Annotated in this window: 18 protein-coding genes and 1 pseudogene; 18 read left to right on the top strand and 1 reads right to left on the bottom strand. The window is 55.5% G+C overall.

Annotated elements, in window-relative coordinates:
- The first annotated feature begins 15 nt into the window (after positions 1–15).
- The 17 genes from SOJ49_RS00815 (at position 16) to SOJ49_RS00895 (ending at position 15,838) form a co-directional block, all read left to right on the top strand.
- The gene (locus SOJ49_RS00815; protein WP_369856340.1) at positions 16–984 is read left to right on the top strand and encodes a VOC family protein; all 969 of its coding nucleotides are present in this window, start codon (positions 16–18) and stop codon (positions 982–984) included.
- A 10-nt stretch (positions 985–994) separates the two neighbouring features.
- Positions 995–2,155 (top strand): FAD-dependent monooxygenase, encoded by a 1,161-nt coding sequence (locus tag SOJ49_RS00820; RefSeq protein ID WP_369856341.1) that lies wholly within the window; start codon positions 995–997, stop codon positions 2,153–2,155.
- Positions 2,152–2,511 (top strand): hypothetical protein, encoded by a 360-nt coding sequence (locus SOJ49_RS00825; protein ID WP_303433951.1) that lies wholly within the window; start codon positions 2,152–2,154, stop codon positions 2,509–2,511. Before SOJ49_RS00820 ends, SOJ49_RS00825 begins: the two co-directional genes overlap by 4 nt.
- Entirely contained in the window at positions 2,512–2,733 is a 222-nt protein-coding gene (locus SOJ49_RS00830) for a recombinase-like helix-turn-helix domain-containing protein (RefSeq protein ID WP_369856342.1), read from the top strand.
- A 27-nt stretch (positions 2,734–2,760) separates the two neighbouring features.
- Positions 2,761–3,786, top strand: coding sequence for an aromatic ring-hydroxylating dioxygenase subunit alpha (locus tag SOJ49_RS00835; RefSeq protein ID WP_303433948.1), 1,026 nt, complete (start codon positions 2,761–2,763; stop codon positions 3,784–3,786).
- A gap of 11 nt (positions 3,787–3,797) precedes the next feature.
- Positions 3,798–4,250: a RidA family protein gene (locus SOJ49_RS00840; protein ID WP_303433946.1), complete on the top strand. Its 453-nt coding sequence runs from the start codon at positions 3,798–3,800 to the stop codon at positions 4,248–4,250.
- Between the two features lie 12 nt (positions 4,251–4,262).
- Positions 4,263–5,234, top strand: coding sequence for a PDR/VanB family oxidoreductase (locus SOJ49_RS00845; protein ID WP_303433944.1), 972 nt, complete (start codon positions 4,263–4,265; stop codon positions 5,232–5,234).
- 269 nt (positions 5,235–5,503) lie between these two features.
- Complete coding sequence (locus SOJ49_RS00850) at positions 5,504–6,031, top strand: cupin domain-containing protein (RefSeq protein ID WP_303433942.1); 528 nt, start codon at positions 5,504–5,506, stop codon at positions 6,029–6,031.
- 29 nt (positions 6,032–6,060) lie between these two features.
- Positions 6,061–6,951, top strand: a complete 891-nt coding sequence (locus SOJ49_RS00855) for an alpha/beta fold hydrolase (protein WP_369856343.1) — start codon at positions 6,061–6,063, stop codon at positions 6,949–6,951.
- On the top strand, positions 6,948–7,742 hold the full coding sequence (locus tag SOJ49_RS00860) for an SDR family oxidoreductase (protein ID WP_305413873.1): 795 nt from the start codon (positions 6,948–6,950) through the stop codon (positions 7,740–7,742). Before SOJ49_RS00855 ends, SOJ49_RS00860 begins: the two co-directional genes overlap by 4 nt.
- A 56-nt stretch (positions 7,743–7,798) precedes the next feature.
- Positions 7,799–8,590: an aspartate dehydrogenase gene (locus SOJ49_RS00865; RefSeq protein ID WP_303433936.1), complete on the top strand. Its 792-nt coding sequence runs from the start codon at positions 7,799–7,801 to the stop codon at positions 8,588–8,590.
- Positions 8,591–8,698: 108 nt separating this feature from the next.
- Positions 8,699–10,177 carry an aldehyde dehydrogenase gene (locus tag SOJ49_RS00870; RefSeq protein WP_369856344.1) on the top strand — a complete coding sequence of 493 codons (1,479 nt, stop codon included), beginning with the start codon at positions 8,699–8,701 and terminating at the stop codon, positions 10,175–10,177.
- A 34-nt stretch (positions 10,178–10,211) separates the two neighbouring features.
- Positions 10,212–11,846, top strand: coding sequence for a thiamine pyrophosphate-binding protein (locus SOJ49_RS00875; RefSeq protein WP_369856345.1), 1,635 nt, complete (start codon positions 10,212–10,214; stop codon positions 11,844–11,846).
- Positions 11,847–11,859: 13 nt separating this feature from the next.
- Positions 11,860–13,296 carry an aspartate ammonia-lyase gene (locus SOJ49_RS00880; RefSeq protein ID WP_369856346.1) on the top strand — a complete coding sequence of 479 codons (1,437 nt, stop codon included), beginning with the start codon at positions 11,860–11,862 and terminating at the stop codon, positions 13,294–13,296.
- Positions 13,297–13,492: 196 nt separating this feature from the next.
- Positions 13,493–14,278 (top strand): metal-dependent hydrolase, encoded by a 786-nt coding sequence (locus tag SOJ49_RS00885; protein ID WP_369856347.1) that lies wholly within the window; start codon positions 13,493–13,495, stop codon positions 14,276–14,278.
- Positions 14,279–14,363: 85 nt separating this feature from the next.
- Positions 14,364–15,476 (top strand): poly(3-hydroxybutyrate) depolymerase, encoded by a 1,113-nt coding sequence (locus SOJ49_RS00890; protein ID WP_369856348.1) that lies wholly within the window; start codon positions 14,364–14,366, stop codon positions 15,474–15,476.
- 275 nt (positions 15,477–15,751) lie between these two features.
- Positions 15,752–15,838, top strand: a complete 87-nt coding sequence (locus SOJ49_RS00895) for a hypothetical protein (protein WP_369858019.1) — start codon at positions 15,752–15,754, stop codon at positions 15,836–15,838.
- A 61-nt stretch (positions 15,839–15,899) separates the two neighbouring features.
- Here the strand turns inward: SOJ49_RS00895 and SOJ49_RS00900 are convergent.
- A pseudogene (locus SOJ49_RS00900) lies at positions 15,900–16,205 on the bottom strand (transposase); the annotation flags it as partial.
- Positions 16,206–16,281: 76 nt separating this feature from the next.
- Between SOJ49_RS00900 and SOJ49_RS00905 the strand changes: the two are divergent.
- Positions 16,282–16,749: a transposase gene (locus SOJ49_RS00905; protein ID WP_369856349.1), complete on the top strand. Its 468-nt coding sequence runs from the start codon at positions 16,282–16,284 to the stop codon at positions 16,747–16,749.
- Position 16,750 lies beyond the last annotated feature (1 nt).

A 16,750-nucleotide genomic window follows, 5' to 3' on the forward strand; every position in this document is an offset into this window, starting at 1 on the left:
AGCAGGAACAGACGAATGAGTGTATTAGGAATTGATGAAATCACCTTCGGTGTTGAAGACCTGGCCTTGTGTCAGCAGTTTTTCAGCGATTGGGGGCTGACGTTGCTGAGTCAGTCGGATACCGAACAGGTGTTCGAAACCTTGAACGGCTGTCGGGTCGTAATCAAGCACAAGGATGATCCATCCTTGCCTCCGGCGTTTGAAGAAGGCCCGACCCTGCGTGAAGTGGTCTGGGGGGTAGAGTCGGACGACGATCTGGATCTGTACGCCGGACGCATGGTCACCAAGCCCGGTTTCTTCTCCACCACCGAGCGGGTTGGCTGTCTCGATCCGAACGGCATGGGCGTACGACTGCAAAAAAGCCGCAAACGGGCGGTAACGCTGGAATGTGTCGGCCATAACACCTGGGGTGAGCGCGGCCGTATCAATACACCAAGCCCGGTGTACGACAAGGCAACACCGATCGAAGTCGGTCACGTGGTGTTTTTTGTCAAGGACGTCAACGCCTGCGAAGCGTTTTACCGGGATACCTTCGGCTTTGTGATTTCCGATCGTTACCCCAACAAAGGCGCTTTTATGCGCTGCTCGGAGGAAGGCAGCCACCACAATATCTTTTTGCTGCAGCCGCCCGAACCACGCGCCGGACTCAACCACGTCGCCTTTACGGTACGGGATCTGCACGAAGTCTTTGGCGGCGGCATGAATGTGTCACGGTTAGGATGGGATACCGAACTGGGCCCCGGTCGTCACCCGATTTCATCGGCCTTTTTCTGGTACTTCCGCAATCCGGCCGGTGCGCTGGTGGAGTACTACGCTGACGAAGACTTGCTGACCGCTGAATGGCAGCCTCGCGAGTTTGAGCCTGGCCCGACCGTGTTCGCCGAATGGGCGATTTCCGGCGGCATCGACGGCAATACCCGGCGTCAGGCCAATGGCCCGCAAGCGGCCAGCAAAACGTTTATTACCGCCCGAGACAAACCGTAAGGAGTATTCCATGGCGAAATTATCAATTGGTGTGGTAGGTGGCGGTATTGGTGGTTTGACCGCTGCTATCGCATTGCAGCGCATGGGCCATGAGGTCACTGTTTTCGAACAATCAAAAGCGTATTTGCGGATTGGTGCTGACATCAACCTGACCCCGAATGCCGTCAAGGCACTGGATGGCCTGGGTCTGAACGACGCGATTCGCAAAACTGCCGCACGTCCGACCCACCGTATCAGCCGGATGTGGGACAGCGGTAAAGAGACCTCACGACTGGCGATGTCGAATGAAGCCGAACTCAAATACGGCGCACCACAGCTGACCATTCACCGGGCCGACCTGTTGGTGGCGCTGGCGGATGCCTTTGATATCCAGAATGTCGTCTTCAACGCCCGTATCGATCAAATCACTGAACTGCCCGGCGCCGGTGTGCGTGTAACCACCACCAGCGGCCGCTGCGATGAACTGGATGTGGTGATTGGTGCCGACGGTATTCACTCCGCGGTTCGTGCTTATTTGTTTGGGGCCGAACAGCCGCGCTTTACCGGTGTGGTTGCCTATCGTGCGGTCGTGCCGGCAGAACAGCTGCAAGACCTGCCCGATATCCAGGCATTCACCAAATGGTGGGGTGAAACTCCGGAAAGCCAGATCGTCACTTTCCCGCTGAATCAGGGCAAGGACATCTTTATCTTCGCCACCACCGCACAAGACAGCTGGACGGAAGAAAGCTGGACTGGCGCAGGTGACTGTGGCGAATTACGCAGCCACTACACCCATTTTCATCCACAGGCCCGGGCCTTGCTGGATCGTTGTGATGACGTGCTGAAAACAGCCCTGTACGAACGGGACCCTCTGCAATACTGGAGCAAAGGCCGGATTGCCCTGCTGGGCGATGCCTGTCATCCGATGATGCCGTTTATGGCCCAGGGTGCCGGTCAGGCGATTGAAGACGCCATCGTATTGGCGCGGGCGCTGGAGCACGCCAGCAACGGCGACGAAGCAGCAGCGGCTTTACACCTGTATCAGGCGGTGCGTCAGGATCGTGCGCGCCAGATCCAGATCGGTTCGCGCTCCAACCAATGGCTCAAGAACGCGGGCAGTGCCGACTGGGTTTATGGTTATGACGCCTGGACGGTACCCCTGCAAGGCACTGCAGAAGAAGTGACAGCATGAATAGTGAATCTCAGGAGCTGACACAGGATACCCAGCCAGCACAGGACACCATGTTGCTGACGGTATTGCTGAAGCATGATCAGTCAAAAAACCTGGAAGACATCCAGAGCCATATGAAAAAAATGGACTGGTGGGAACGTTTTCCAGTGGCCGGGGTAGAGGTTGTTTCCTGGACCGTGGCCATGGGCCTGGGGCAAATCGTGACCTTGCGATTGCCACCGGCCTTACTGCCCAAAATCAACGTAGAACTGGAGCGCTCCGCCTGGGGCGTATTCCGCACCGAATGTTACCCGACGTATGACTTTGTACCGGTACGCGCCATGATCCGCGAACGTGTACAGAATGGAGGACAATAAATGAAAGCACCGTATCTGGAGCCCCATCAGGCTCGCACCCGTGATAACACACCCTTTGAAGACCTGCTGGCCGATTCGATTGAGCGTGCATTCGGAGAACAAATTCACGACCTGGATGGCCTGGTGAATTTCCTCAATGTGGTTGGCCCACCGTGCCCGACAGCCACTGGTCTGTGGACCGAAGAGTCTTATAAAGCCCTGATGAGCAAGCTGGGCGAGTAACGCGGCATAGCAGAGAGAGAATCAAGTATGAACATCATTCAAACCAGCGCCGATCCGGTCGAAAAAATTCTTCAGCAAGGCATCAAGGATCGTTGGTATCCGGTGCTGCCATCCGACCAGCTGACGGCTGACAAACCGGTCTCGTTGCGGATTCTGGGCTACAAGATTGCGTTGTGGCGCGATACCGACAATACCGCGCATGCGGTCGAAGACCACTGCCCACACCGGGGTGCACCCCTGTCTCTGGGAGCCAATCTTGGCGACCGGTTGCAGTGCCCGTATCACGGCGTCGAAGTGGACTGCAGTGGTAAAGTCCGCAAGGTACCGGGCAGCCCGGGCTGCAAACTGGAAGGTAGCAGACCGACCCGTCGTTTTCACACCCAGGAAGTTGCCGGTGCGATCTTTCTTTATAACGCCGTCGATCCACAGCTGGAAACGCCACCAGAGCTGATCCTGCCAGAGCAGCTGACCTCGGACGAATACTCCAGCTTCCTGTGCTACTGCGAATGGAAAGCCGATTACCGTTATGTGCTGGATAACGTGGCTGATCCGATGCACGGGGCTTTCCTGCACAAGATGTCGCATTCCATGTCGGAAGGCGAAACCCAGGCCAAATTTGTAACCACCGATACTGACCACGGTTTTATCTTCGAGAAAGAAGGCCAGCGTGGCGTCAACTTCGACTGGAGTGAATTTGCCGATACCAACCTGATGTGGCAACGGCTGGAAATTCCCTATCCCAAGACCGGTGGGCCTGGTGGCAACTTCCATATTATCGGTATGTACGTTCCCCTGAATCCACAGCTGGCAGGCGTGTTCCACTGGCGTTGTCGCCCGCTGACCGGCTGGCAGGAAGATACCTGGCGCTTCTTGTACAAGAACCGTCTGGAAGCCCGTCACTGGCACGTGCTGGAGCAAGACCGGGTTGCCCTTGAAGCCATGGAGCCGGACGCCAACCAGCGTGAAATGCTGTACCAGCACGATCTTGGACTGGTGCGTTTGCGTCGTTATATGAAAAACCTGGCCAAGCAAGAACTGGAAGCCAGCAAGTAGGCGGAATTGAGATGACGGATATGAACAACCTGGTCGCCCATGTTCGGGCAGACAGCGTCCCGGAGCTGGCTACCGCCAGCTGGTCCAATGCCCTGTTACTGGGGCGGGAGCTGGTGACATCCGGCATGACCGGCCACCCGGCGACTCGTCAAGCCGCGGCGGCGGGTGAGCCACTGGATGCGTACCAGCAAACCCTGGTGGTTTTGGGCAAGATCCAAGCTCTGGCGGAAGCGGCCGGTGGTCATATCGGCAACATCTACCGGCTGACGGTGTACGTGACGGATATTCGCGATAAAGACGCCATCAGCCGCGCCCGCAAGGATTTTTTTGTGGGGCAATCGGTATACCCGACCTCCACCCTGGTGGAAGTGTCCGGGTTGGTATTTCCGGAGTTGTGCGTCGAAATCGAAGCCGGTATTCATCTGGATGCCGACCTTGGCAACACGATCAAACAGGCTGATTAACGGAGCCGGACTATGAGCAATGAAACTCTCACCGCATTGGTGTCCCAGATACGCTACGAAGCGGAAGGCATCATCAGTATCGAACTGCGTCCCGAACCCGGGGCTGCCGATTTTCCGGCGTTTACGGCCGGTTCGCATATTGATCTGAACTTGCCCAACGGCATGGTGCGCAGCTACTCACTGTATAACTCACCGGCGGAGCCAAACCGCTATGTGGTGGGCATCCTGCGAGACAAAAAGAGTCGCGGTGGCTCAGAGTGGGTGCATCGCCAGTTGCGGGTGGGCACCCGCCTGGCCATCAGCGCTCCGCGGAACAACTTCCCGCTGCAGCCGCATAATGGCCACAGCGTGCTGGTCGCGGGCGGCATTGGGATCACCCCGGTGCTGTGTATGTTCCGTGAGTTGCTGCAACAAGGGCAATCGGCGGAACTGATCTATTGCGCCCGCACTCGCTCAGAGGCTGCTTTTATTGCTGAAATCGAGGCACTGACAGCAGAGCTGGGCGGGACTGTCCGCTTCCGCTTTGACGACGAAGCCGGTACACCGCCCAATCTTGAACAGCTGTTGCAAGGTCAGGCGGCCTCCACCCACTTCTATTGTTGTGGCCCGACGCCGATGCTGGATGCGTTTGAAGCCGCTTGTGCCCAGTTGAACCATGCCAATGTGCATATCGAACGTTTTGCCGCTGTCGAGATTGCGGCGTCGGACGATGCCCGCAGCAGCTATGTAGTGGAATTGGCCAGGTCCGGCCAGATTATCCAGATCAACCCGGGCGACAGCTTGCTGGAACGGCTGGAAGGCGAAGGGCTTGACCTTGATTGCTCCTGTCGTGAAGGCGTTTGTGGTGCTTGTGAAGTGGCAGTGCTGGAAGGCGAGATTGATCACCGCGATGGCGTGTTGACCAAAGCCGAACGGGCCGCCAACAACACCATGATGATCTGTGTGTCGGGTTGTAAATCAAGCAAGTTGGTGCTGGATATCTGATCGGTTGATCGCTGCCGTACGGCGGTAGCGACAAAGACGACGAAACAGTCACGACTGGTCAGATTTTCACCTTGACCGAGGGCGGAAATCTGCCTAGCATGTTTCATATAAAGACCGATGTTTTAAATATAAAACAAATGTCGCATAATAAGTACGACCGCGTTATGGATCATGATCCCCGTAACGCAAGCCGCCGAGGGTACGGCAGCAGACCAGTCGGGCCGCTTTATCGCCCGCCACATATGGTGAACTAACCTGAGGAAAACAGCATGTCTGAGACATTCGAAAGCTGGAACAAGCCAGCAGAAACAAGCCTTGAAGACTTCATGGCTGGCCGGATTGCCCGCAAGGAAAATCGTACCTACGATTTTAATGCACTGAAATTCCAGGCAGATTACGACCCCAAATACCGCCGTGCCCAAATGCGCTACATGGGCACCGGTGCTGCCGGTGTAACCAGCGATACCAACACCGTACCATCGGAACATTTCACCTTCTCCACCATGTTGTTACCGGCGCAGTGTGAAGGCCCGCTGCACTTGCACGACGATGTTGAAGAAGTGTTCTTTATGCTGCGTGGTTCGATCCGTTTGACGATGGAACTGAACGGCGAGACCTGTGAGACCGTCTTGAACGAACGTGATCTGGTGTCGATTCCACCAGGCATCTACCGGGGTCTGTACAACTTCACCCAGGAAGACGCGCTGATGTGTGTGATGCTGGGAACGCCGAAGCCGGTGATCCCGACCTATCCGGCCGATCACCCGCTGTCACAGATCAAACGCGATAAAAAATAAGCTCAATTGTCGGGAGCCAGAGCATAGCCATGAACACAGCCACATGTACTACCACATTGATTCAACAACTCGACGACTTTCCCCGTCAGAGCATCCGGCTGGGCGACGTTAACCAGTCCTGGCGCGAGTCTGGCCCGGAGAGTGGTGGTAGTGGTGAGGTGCTGGTGTTACTGCATGGTATCAGCTCGGGTTCCGGCTCTTGGGTGCAACAATTGGCCGCACTGGAAACTGACTGCCGGGTGCTGGCCTGGGATGCCCCCGGATATGGCGACAGTGATGACCTGAGCGTAACCGGGGCCAACGCCAACGCTAAAGACTATGCCGAACGGCTGGCTCATTGGCTGGATGCGCTGGGTATTCAACGTTGCTGGCTGGTTGGCCACTCGCTGGGTGCCATGGTTGCCGCCGCCTTTGCTGCCCGTTATCCGCAGCGTCTGGCCGGTTTGATGCTGGCCAGCCCGGCCCAGGGGTATGGTCAAGCCGATGCTGAAACCCGGGAACGGGTGTACCGTCAACGCCCAACCATGCTGGCACAATTGGGGCCTGCCGGATTGGCTGCACAACGTGCCGCCGCACTGGTTTCTGTTAATGCCAGCGCCGCACAGGTGAGCCTGGTTGCCGATGGCATGCGCCAGCTGCGTTTGTCCGGCTTTCAGGCCGCTTCCTGGCTGTTGGCCAACGATGATATCTGGTCGTACTTGCCCGTCGATGTTGAGTCTCGCCGGGTCATCTGTGGCGCTGCCGATACCATCACTCCACCGCAGGCCGCCCGGCAATTGGCCAGCGACCTGGATACTACCGAATTTGTTGAAATCGCCGCCGCAGGCCACGCCTGTTATGTCGAAGCCGCGGCGGCAGTGAATCAGGCGCTGAAGGACTGGATGTCTTCGGCGACCTCCCGGACAGGTACCTCGTTATGAGTTTTATGCTGAAAGATCGTGTTGTGGTTGTCACCGGCGGCTCCTCTGGTATTGGCCTGGAAACTGTCCGGCTGCTGCTGCAGGAACAAGCCAAAGTTGCCTGGTGTGGCCGTAACGAAGAGCGTCTGCTGGCCTCGGAAGACGCGATGCGTACCGCCTTCCCTGATGGCCAGTTTATGACCCGGGTTTGCGATGTTCTGAACGCCGACGACGTTGCCACGTTTGCCGAAGCGGTCAAGACGCAGCTGGGCAACACCGACTGCCTGATCAATAACGCCGGGCAAGGGCGGGTTTCCGGCTTTGATAACACCAGCGACGATGACTGGATGGCCGAAACCGGGTTAAAACTGTTTGGCGTGATCCGTCCGGTACGGGCTTTTATGGATCAGTTGCTGGCATCGGGAATGGGTTCTGTCACCAATGTGAACTCCTTGCTGGCGAAACAACCGGAGCCACACATGATGGCGACTTCCGCGGCGCGAGCAGCGTTGCTGAATTTTACCCACTCACTGGCCCACGAGTATGCGCCAAAGGGCGTAAGGGTAAATTCAATTCTGCTCGGTATGGTGGAGTCTGGCCAATGGCGTCGCCGCTATCTGGATCGATCCGATACCGATGCCAGCTGGGAACAGTGGACCGGGGCAATTGCCAACAAGCGAGGCATTCCGATGGGTCGACTGGGTCGTCCGGAAGAACCGGCCCGGGCGCTGGTTTTTCTGGCCTCGCCCTTGGCCTCGTACACCACCGGCTCAACCCTGGATGTCTCCGGCGGTTTTGCCAAACAGATTTGAATTGTCGCTGACTCAGCCAGCGACCTGCAGACGGTAATCAGACCGGGAACCGACACATGAAACAACTGATGATGATTGGCTTTGGAGCCATGGCAGAAGAAGTACTGGCGTTACTGCCAGAAGGCTTGCGCCTGGGCTGGGTCGTGACCACAGAGCGCAGCCGTGAGCGTATCGCCGCGCAACTGGGCGATCAGGTACAGGTAATTACGGCCATTGCGGCATGTGATGGCCAGCCCGATCTGGTTTTGGAATGTGCCGGTCAGCCGGGTATTCGCGCCCATGGTGTCGAAGTGCTGAAACGTGGCTGGGACCTGATGATGATTTCGATTGGTGCGCTGGCGGATCGTCAGCTGGCGGATCAACTGCAAGCGGCCGCGACGGTGGGTAACGCCCGTTTGCATGCCCTGCCTGGTGCCATTGCCGGTATCGACGGTCTGGCTGCGGCCCGCGAAGGTGGTCTGGATCAGGTGACCTATACCTGCCGTAAAAGCCCGCAAAGCTGGCGTGGCAGCCCGGCAGAAAAACTGATTGACCTGGCGTGTGTTGAGCAGCCGCAGGTGTTTTTTGAAGGCAGCGCCCGGCAAGCCGCGCTGACTTTTCCGGCCAATGCCAATGTCGCCGCAACGATCGCGCTGGCCAGTCTGGGTCTGGACGACACCCGGGTGCAGCTGGTGGTAGACCCGACGACGACCACCAACCAACACCAGATTTCAGCCCGTGGCCGGTTTGGTGAAATGAGCATCCAGCTGTGTGGCAAACCACTGGAACGTAACCCGAAAACCTCGACCCTGGCGGCGTTGAGTGTGGTCCGGGCCTGTCGCCAGAGTGTGTCGACGATCGTGATCTAGTTCGTCGTCCCGTACTGGGCAAGTTAACCCGATGTGCAAAAAAAGATTCCCGAGTGGGAAGGGGCTCCCCTTGCCGTTCGACCGCAATAACAGATGAGGAGGCGGATTATGGTCAAGCCAATATACATCGCAGGTGAATGGAAAAATGGCCGTGGCGATCTTCGCAGCACCTTTTTTCCTGCGGATGGCAGCAGCAATGCCGACATCGCCACCGCCAATGTCGATGATGTCGAAGAAGCGGTACAAGCGGCCGACCAGGCCTGGCGTGATCCGTCCTGGCGCAACAGCTTGCCCCATGAGCGCGCTGCGATTCTCTACCGTGTGGCGGATCTGATCACCGCCCGCGCCAGCGAACTGGCGGCGTTACAAACCCGCGACAACGGCAAGCCGTTGACGGAAACCATGGGTCTGGTGATGAGCGCCGCAGGCACTGCTCGCTACTTTGCCGCCGCCTGTGAAACGCTGGATGAAAGTTTGCCGAGCCAACGCTCCCGCGATTTTATGACCGCCAGCGTACACGAACCACTGGGAGTGGTGGTGGCCATCACGCCGTGGAATTCCCCCATTGCCAGTGAGATGCAGAAAATAGCTCCAGCGCTGGCCGCCGGGAATGCGGTAATCGTCAAACCCGCCGATGCCACACCGCTGGCGGCTCTGGAACTGGCCAAACTGTTTGAACAGGCCGGCTTGCCCAAAGGCTTGCTGAGTGTCTTGCCTGGCCGGGGTTCGGTCGTGGGTGAAGCGCTGGCCCGCCACCCGAAAGTGAACAAGATTTCGTTTACCGGCGGCACCTCAACCGGTCGCCATCTGGCTCATATTGCCGCTGAAAAGCTGATTCCGATCTCGCTGGAGCTGGGCGGCAAATCGCCCACCATCGTGCTGGAAGACGCCGATATTGAAATGGCTGCCCGTGGCGTGTGTTACGGCATCTTCAGCTCCGCAGGCCAGGCCTGTATCGCCGGTGCCCGACTGTTTGTGCATCAGAGCATATACGACACCTTTATGGCGCGCTTGCTGGAATTGACCCGGGGTTTGCGGGTCGGGCATCCCGAGCACGCCGATACCCATATGGGTTCGCTGATCAATATGGCTCACCTCGACAGTGTGGCCGGATTTGTTGAACGCGCTCGTGCTGATGGCGGCACCGTGTTGTGCGGTGGCGAACGTCTGACCGGCAAAACAGCAAGCTGTGATTACGACGCCGGGTATTTTTATGCCCCGACGATCATCAGTGGCCTGAACAACAGCAGCTATGTCTGTCAGGAAGAAATTTTTGGCCCGGTGCTGGTGGTGCTGCCATTTGATGATGAAGCCGACCTGGTTGCCCAGGCTAATGACAGTATGTTTGGTTTGGCGGCCGGTATCTGGACTGAAAATTTTCGGCGCGGTTGGCGGCTGGCACGTACCTTGGACACTGGTACGGTATGGCTGAATACCTATAAAAAATTCTCTGTATCGGCGCCATTTGGTGGCTTTAAAGAGAGTGGTTTGGGCCGTGAAAAAGGCCGTGCTGGTGTGCGGGAATACATGCAACAGAAAAGTATTTATGTGGGCTTGAGCGATGAACCAAACAACTGGTCAGCCTGATTGGCGACGAACCGCAACTGTTGGAGTTGATGTAATGAAAGAACAAGTAACCGTCGGTGAAGTCGTCGCTCGTGTGCTGGAAGCCCATGGGGTCGCTGATATTTATGGCGTGATATCCATTCATAATTTGCCGATTGCCGATGCTATTGGTCGTCGTGAAAAAATACATTTTGTTTGTGCCCGGGGAGAAGCCGGAGCCGCTACCATGGCAGATAGCCATGGCCGTTTTAAAGGTCTGGGCGTCTGTCTGACCAGTACCGGTGCGGGTGCGGGTAATGCGGTTGGCTCGCTGATAGAAGCCTGTAACGCCGCTAGCCCAATGTTGCATATTACCGGTCAGGTGGAATCTGCTTATCTGGACAGGGATGCCAGTTTTATCCACGAAGCCAAAGACCAGCTGACCTTTTTGCGTGCCGCCAGCAAGGCAGCCTATCGCATTACCCATCCGGATCAGGTGGTTGGCATTCTGTGTGAAGCCATTCGGGTTGCGCGTACGGTACCAATGGGGCCGGTCAGTGTGGAAATACCGATTGATGTGCAAGCCACAACAATTGCACTGCCTGCCGATCTGGGGCCAATTGCCGTACCGGCGATGCCCGTGGCCAGTCAGGAAGAGCTGAGTGGTTTACTGCACCAAATACAACAGGCCCGCCGTCCGGTGATCTGGGTTGGCGGTGGAGCGATTGAATCTGTTACTGCAATCGCTGCTTTGGCGGACAAAGGCATTCCGGTGTTATCGACGACTCATGCGCGTGGTCTGTTGCCTGATGCGCATCCACGCAGTCTGCGTGCTTTTCATAACAGCCCATCCGTCAAGCAACTGCTAGAAGAGGCGGATCTGGTGCTGGTTGCCGGTTCCCGTTTGCGCAGTAACGAAACGACCAGTTACTCAACCTCGTTTGGTCATCCCCTGATTCAGATTGATGCGCACCCCGGTGCTCAGAATCGTAACTATCGGGTGGATCAGTTTATCTGTGCTGACTGCCAAGCGGTTCTGGCGTATTTGGCCGAACATCTGCCTGATCGAATTGACAGCGAATACGATCGTACGATCAAACGGGCGGTGGTGCAGGCGGAGAGCAGTCTGATCGAACAGGTTGGCAACTACGCCAATCTCTGTCAGGCACTACGAGATGCGCTGCCTCAAGACGGCATTTTTGTCCGCGATATTACTGTCTCGGGTTCTACCTGGGGGAGTCGTTTACTGTCATTCCAACACCCCAATCAGAACATTCACTCGCTGGCAGGTGCCATTGGCCTAGGTCTGGCCCAAGGTATTGGGGCTGCAATTGCCAACCCAGGCAAGAAGATAGCGACCATTGTTGGCGATGGTGGCTTGATGCTCGGTATCGGTGAAATGGCCACCATGGTGCAAGAAAATATCGACATGGTACTGATCGTAATGAATGACGGAGGTTATGGCGTCATGCGGGGTATTCAGAACAGCTACTTTGAAGGCCGTCAGTACTACAACGAGTTACATACACCGAATTACTGTGACGTGGGTAAAGCCATGGCGATGCCCAGCTGGCAAGTCGGTTCCGCAGAAGAATTTGCCAGTGCGATCGGTGAAGCCATGCGCTTGAAGGGCCCGGCGCTGATCGAAGTGGATATGGTACGGGTCGGTCCGCTGGAATTTTCTGGCCCACCGCAGAAAACCCTGTATTGAGAGAGACGTCATCATGGAACCCGTCATGGAACCCGTCGTTGCCGACGTGCGTATTGAAACAGACTTGCTGGGGCCGTTGGCGGTTCCCGCCAGTGCCTACTACGGCGTACAGACCCGGCGTGCTTGTGACAACTTTAACCTGAGTGGGGTGACGCTGGCGCATTTTCCCCAGTTGATTAACGCTCTGGCGATGGTGAAACAGGGCTGTGCACTGGCTAATACCGAACTGGGGTTGCTGGATCAGAAACGCGGTGATGCCATTGTGGCCGCCAGCCATTTGCTCCTGCAGGGGCAGTTTCATCAGCAGTTTGTCGTTGACATGATTCAGGGCGGCGCTGGCACCTCCACTAATATGAATGCCAATGAGGTCATCGCCAACATTGGTCTGGAGCTGATGGGCTATGAGCGTGGCCAGTATCAGCATCTGCATCCCAACAACGATGTGAATCGGGCACAGTCAACCAACGATGTGTATCCCACCGCTGTGCGGCTGGCGATTCTACTGAGTCACAGCGATTTGTTGGCGTCGCTTAGCCGTTTACAGGCTGCGCTACGGGACAAGAGTCACGAGTTTGCAGACGTGATTAAAATGGGTCGCACCCAATTGCAAGACGCAGTACCGATGACACTGGGGCAAGAATTTGGAGCCTGGGCATCGACTCTGGGTGAAGATATTCGGGTGCTCGCCTCTCTTTCCGAGTTACTCAAAGAAGTGAACCTTGGCGGGACAGCCATTGGTACGGGTATTAATGCGGATCCGCGTTACGGCAAACTGGCGATTGAACATCTGTCCAGAATCAGTGGCTTTACCCTGATCCAGTCGGAAGATCTGATTGAAGCCTCATCTGACATGGGGGCGTTTGTGCTGTTTTCCTCCATGTTAAAGCGGCTGGCGATCAAACTATCAAAAATTTCCAATGATCTGCGACTGTTGAGCATGGGGCCGCGAGCGGGCATCAACGAAATCAACCTGCCACCGCAACAGCCGGGCAGCTCGATAATGCCGGGTAAGGTTAATCCGGTGATCCCGGAAGCCGTAAATCAGGTGGCGTATCAGGTGATGGGGCACGATCTGGCGATTTGTATGGCGGCGGAAGCGGGTCAGTTGCAACTGAACGCCATGGAGCCATTGATTATTTACAACATTCTGGAATCCATGCGCTTACTCAAGCGCGCCATGATGATGCTGGACGAGCGTTGCATCCGGGGCATCACGGCCAATCGCGATGCATGTGCCGGTATGGTTCACCGCGCCATCGGTTTGGTGACAGCACTGAATCCTTATATCGGTTATGAAAATGCTACGCGCATCGCCAGTAGGGCACTGAAGGAAAATCGCAGTGTGATTGACTTGGTGGAAGAAGAAGGCCTGCTGCCCGCAGATGAATTGCGACGTCTTCTGGAACCGCGACGTTTGATTAATGCAATACAAGACACCGGGGCCTGGTGAGTGATCAAATATTCTCAGGGGAGATCTAACAACGGCTGCGCTCGCTATGACGGCGATTAATAATCGTCCTCTCATTGTTCGTGATATTGCCAGATGTCTTCCCGAAGGAACCGATCCTGAATGTCATCGTGATTCAATGTGTTTTGTAACTAATTAATAAACAAGAAGATATTCTGTTATCCTGCAGTTTTTATGTATGGATGACCAGGTATTTATGGCCAGCTTCTCGACCCATCTCGGTGGGGCTGCAACCGTCAGCGCGATGGCCTCTTCCTTGTTGGTGATTGCCAACTGGGTTTCTTTTCCTGAAGCTCTTGTCTTGTTTCTGCTGGGGATGTTTGGCGGCATTTTACCGGACATCGATTCCGATTCTTCCCGGCCGGTTGTGTGGGTATTTAACTGCCTTGGATCGTTGGCCGCTGGACTGACCCTGTGGCTTTTGCTTCCTCATGTCTCATCCAGCTGGACGTCATTGGCGGGTGTTTGGGCAGGAATGGCGCTGTCCTACTCCCTGGCTGGGCCAGTCGCAATGCAGGTGTTTTTTCGCTACACCGTGCACCGAGGGGTTATTCACTCGTTGTTGGCTGCTGTCTTTTGCGGTTTGCTGGCGGTTGTGGTGATCGATCAATTGTTTGAGCGCAGTGCCGATTTTTGCTGGTTTGGTGGCGGCTTTGTTACTGGCGGCTTTATTGTGCACTTACTGCTGGATGAACTCTATGCCGTGGATTTCAACGGCATGCGGTTGAAAAAATCCTTTGGTACAGCCATCAAGCCGGTCAGCCTGGATAACTGGCAGGGTACGATAATACTGGTGATCGCTTGTAGTGTGCTGTATCAGGGAACGCCTTCTCCGTTGCGGCTGGCGTTACCCGTCCAATACCTTATGGGGAATCTGCTGAGTCAGCTACCGTTAGTCGGACGGTTACCACAACGTCTACAGCCGCAGACAGAAACTGGCGTATTGTACTTTCCTCGCGACTGAGAAGCGATTCGCGGATCAACCACTCAGACGCCGGTTATATTCATGGATGTCATCAACGTCAACTGCCCTGGGCAAGGAGGCCACTGTGTTCCCGTTAGTAATACTCCGCCGTGTATCTGTACTGTGTCTGGTGCTGTTTATTGGCGCCTGTTCGCAAGAGGAAGCACCGGCTCAATCGACCGCCTCGTCGGATAAGCCAACTGCTAGCGGCGCGGCCGCCTTGGCCAGTTACAGCGCCGACCTTCAGCAAACCTCGGTATCCGGGCTGTCGTCTGGCGCCTTTATGACGTCCCAGCTTTACATGGCTCACTCCGACATAATGGTGGGGGCCGGAGTGATTGCTGGTGGCCCTTACCTCTGTTCTCGCTCCTGGCCAATGGCGGCTCCGGCACTGACGGCAACCACCACCTGCATGAATCCGCCCTCTGAGTCGTTGGGACCAAATCTGTCACGATTGCTCACGCTTACTCGAGAACTGGCCGAGGAAGAGAGTATCGATCCGCTGGCCAATCTGAAGGATGATCGTTTTTATCTGTTCAGTGGCCTCAGCGATGACACGGTGGTCAGCCAGGTGGTTGATGCAACCCGCGACTACTTCCTGCAGCTGGGCGTGCCCGCCCAGCAAATTCTCTACAGCAACCAGATTAACGCCGGGCACGCCATCATCACCAATAATGACGACGATACTGACTGCTCCATCACGCAATCACCGTTTATCAACAACTGCCAATTTATGCAGGCCACCCGCATTCTGTCGTATCTGTACATGGACGCCAATCCGCCCGCCCCGACAGCCAGCGGTGAGCTGATTGCGTTTGACCAGCGGCCATTTCTGGTGGGAGAGCTGACCAGCATGGCGGATACCGGCTATGTCTACGTGCCGGAATATTGCCAACAGCACAGCAATTGCCGCATTCATGTTGCAGTTCACGGCTGTAAGCAGTCTTATGAAGAAATTGGCGATGCCTATATTCGTACTACTGGGTACAACCCGATGGCCGATACCAATCGATTGATCGTGCTTTATCCACAGGTGAACGTCTCAGATTTGGCACCACTGAATCCGCTCGGCTGTTGGGATTTTTGGGGCTATTCCTCGGTGGATATTTTCCAGCCGGATTTCTACAGCCGCGACGCGCCACAAATAAAATCGATCTACGCCATGATCCAGCGGCTGGCCGAGGAGCAAGAAGAGTAGTCGATCGCCTGAGCCGCTACGTCACGAGGTGTTTTATCGCGCTTCAGATCGATGATAATCAGCATCCAGAGCCAACGGGACAATCTACTTGTCGAAAGTCGTACAAACTTGGCGGCCAATCAGCAACCAGACCGGAATGTTCAACCAGAACAGTTTCGGGTAAGACCGGGCAGCTATTTGAGCCTTGTTCTGGCGCATTCAGAAAGGCGATAGATGAATTGCCAGCGGGTCAGTTAACGCATGTATGCCGACACACATTTGCGAGCCACTACCTTATGAATGGCGGAGATATATTGACTCTCCAGAGGATTCTTGGGCATTCGAGTTTAACGATGACGATGCGCTACTCACATTTTGCATAGGATCATTTGAGCAGTATGCTTCGCTTTAATCGTAAACGCTCAAACAACCCCATCTACCGATTTAAATAACGGCCGCTTTCATATTCTCAGGCAGCAGTTTTTCGATGTCTTCCACGGTTTCGCATAACGGCAACAGGGCAAACACTCTCCGTAAATACGCGTAAGGCTCCAGGTCGTTCGCTTTGGCGGTTTCTATCAGGCTATACATCATGGCGCTGGCTTTTGCGCCACGCTGACTGTCACTGAATAACCAATTTTTGCGCCCTATCGCAAACGGTCGGATAGCATTTTCGACGGGATTATTATCTATATGAAGTCGCCCATCGGTGAGGTAGACCGCTAGTTTGTCCCAGTTTTTATCGAGGTAGGCTAAGGGGTCCATCTATTTAATCAGTTCTTGATACACTTCCACACACGACTTCGGATAACAACGGTCACACGGTATGCAGCCAGGATTCTTCGACTTTGATGACCTGAACGACAAACTGGATCAGCACAACGACCCACTCACCAAAATCAACGAACTCGTCGACTGGTCAGCCTTTCGGCCTGTATTCAACAAGATCCGCATGCCTCGTTCATCCAACAAGGGGCGTCCTCGTTCAGACACCCTGCTCATGTTCAAAATGATTTTCCTGCGCCACTACTACAACCTGTCGCTCAAGCAGGTCGAGTATCAGGTGCTGGATCGCCTGTCGTTTCGGCGTTTTCTGGGCTTGTCGCTGGAAGATCCGGTACCCGATGCCAATACCGTCTGGAAATATGAAGAGTTACTCGTCCAGAAAAACCTCACCGATGAACTGTTTTACAGCTTGCTCTCGCAAATCGAAGCCCACGGTTATCGGCCTCAAGGCGGTCAAATTGTCGATGCCACCCTGGTTGAAGCACCCAAGCGAAAAACTGAAGAGTAGC

Origin of the sequence: Candidatus Thalassolituus haligoni (assembly GCF_041222825.1) — a bacterium.
In the GTDB taxonomy this organism is placed as follows: domain Bacteria; phylum Pseudomonadota; class Gammaproteobacteria; order Pseudomonadales; family Oceanobacteraceae; genus Oceanobacter; species Oceanobacter antarcticus.

Bases quoted from the DNA above. Each gene is read 5' to 3' on its own strand.
- SOJ49_RS00850 (WP_303433942.1), top strand. From the start codon at position 5,504: ATGTCTGAGACATTCGAAAGCTGGAACAAGCCAGCAGAAACAAGCCTT.
- SOJ49_RS00830 (WP_369856342.1), top strand. From the start codon at position 2,512: ATGAAAGCACCGTATCTGGAGCCCCATCAGGCTCGCACCCGTGATAAC.
- SOJ49_RS00880 (WP_369856346.1), top strand. From the start codon at position 11,860: ATGGAACCCGTCATGGAACCCGTCGTTGCCGACGTGCGTATTGAAACA.
- SOJ49_RS00835 (WP_303433948.1), top strand. From the start codon at position 2,761: ATGAACATCATTCAAACCAGCGCCGATCCGGTCGAAAAAATTCTTCAG.
- SOJ49_RS00860 (WP_305413873.1), top strand. From the start codon at position 6,948: ATGAGTTTTATGCTGAAAGATCGTGTTGTGGTTGTCACCGGCGGCTCC.
- SOJ49_RS00885 (WP_369856347.1), top strand. From the start codon at position 13,493: ATGGATGACCAGGTATTTATGGCCAGCTTCTCGACCCATCTCGGTGGG.
- SOJ49_RS00905 (WP_369856349.1), top strand. From the start codon at position 16,282: ATGCAGCCAGGATTCTTCGACTTTGATGACCTGAACGACAAACTGGAT.
- SOJ49_RS00825 (WP_303433951.1), top strand. From the start codon at position 2,152: ATGAATAGTGAATCTCAGGAGCTGACACAGGATACCCAGCCAGCACAG.
- SOJ49_RS00870 (WP_369856344.1), top strand. From the start codon at position 8,699: ATGGTCAAGCCAATATACATCGCAGGTGAATGGAAAAATGGCCGTGGC.
- SOJ49_RS00820 (WP_369856341.1), top strand. From the start codon at position 995: ATGGCGAAATTATCAATTGGTGTGGTAGGTGGCGGTATTGGTGGTTTG.
- SOJ49_RS00815 (WP_369856340.1), top strand. From the start codon at position 16: ATGAGTGTATTAGGAATTGATGAAATCACCTTCGGTGTTGAAGACCTG.
- SOJ49_RS00865 (WP_303433936.1), top strand. From the start codon at position 7,799: ATGAAACAACTGATGATGATTGGCTTTGGAGCCATGGCAGAAGAAGTA.
- SOJ49_RS00845 (WP_303433944.1), top strand. From the start codon at position 4,263: ATGAGCAATGAAACTCTCACCGCATTGGTGTCCCAGATACGCTACGAA.
- SOJ49_RS00855 (WP_369856343.1), top strand. From the start codon at position 6,061: ATGAACACAGCCACATGTACTACCACATTGATTCAACAACTCGACGAC.
- SOJ49_RS00840 (WP_303433946.1), top strand. From the start codon at position 3,798: ATGACGGATATGAACAACCTGGTCGCCCATGTTCGGGCAGACAGCGTC.
- SOJ49_RS00895 (WP_369858019.1), top strand. From the start codon at position 15,752: ATGAATGGCGGAGATATATTGACTCTCCAGAGGATTCTTGGGCATTCG.
- SOJ49_RS00875 (WP_369856345.1), top strand. From the start codon at position 10,212: ATGAAAGAACAAGTAACCGTCGGTGAAGTCGTCGCTCGTGTGCTGGAA.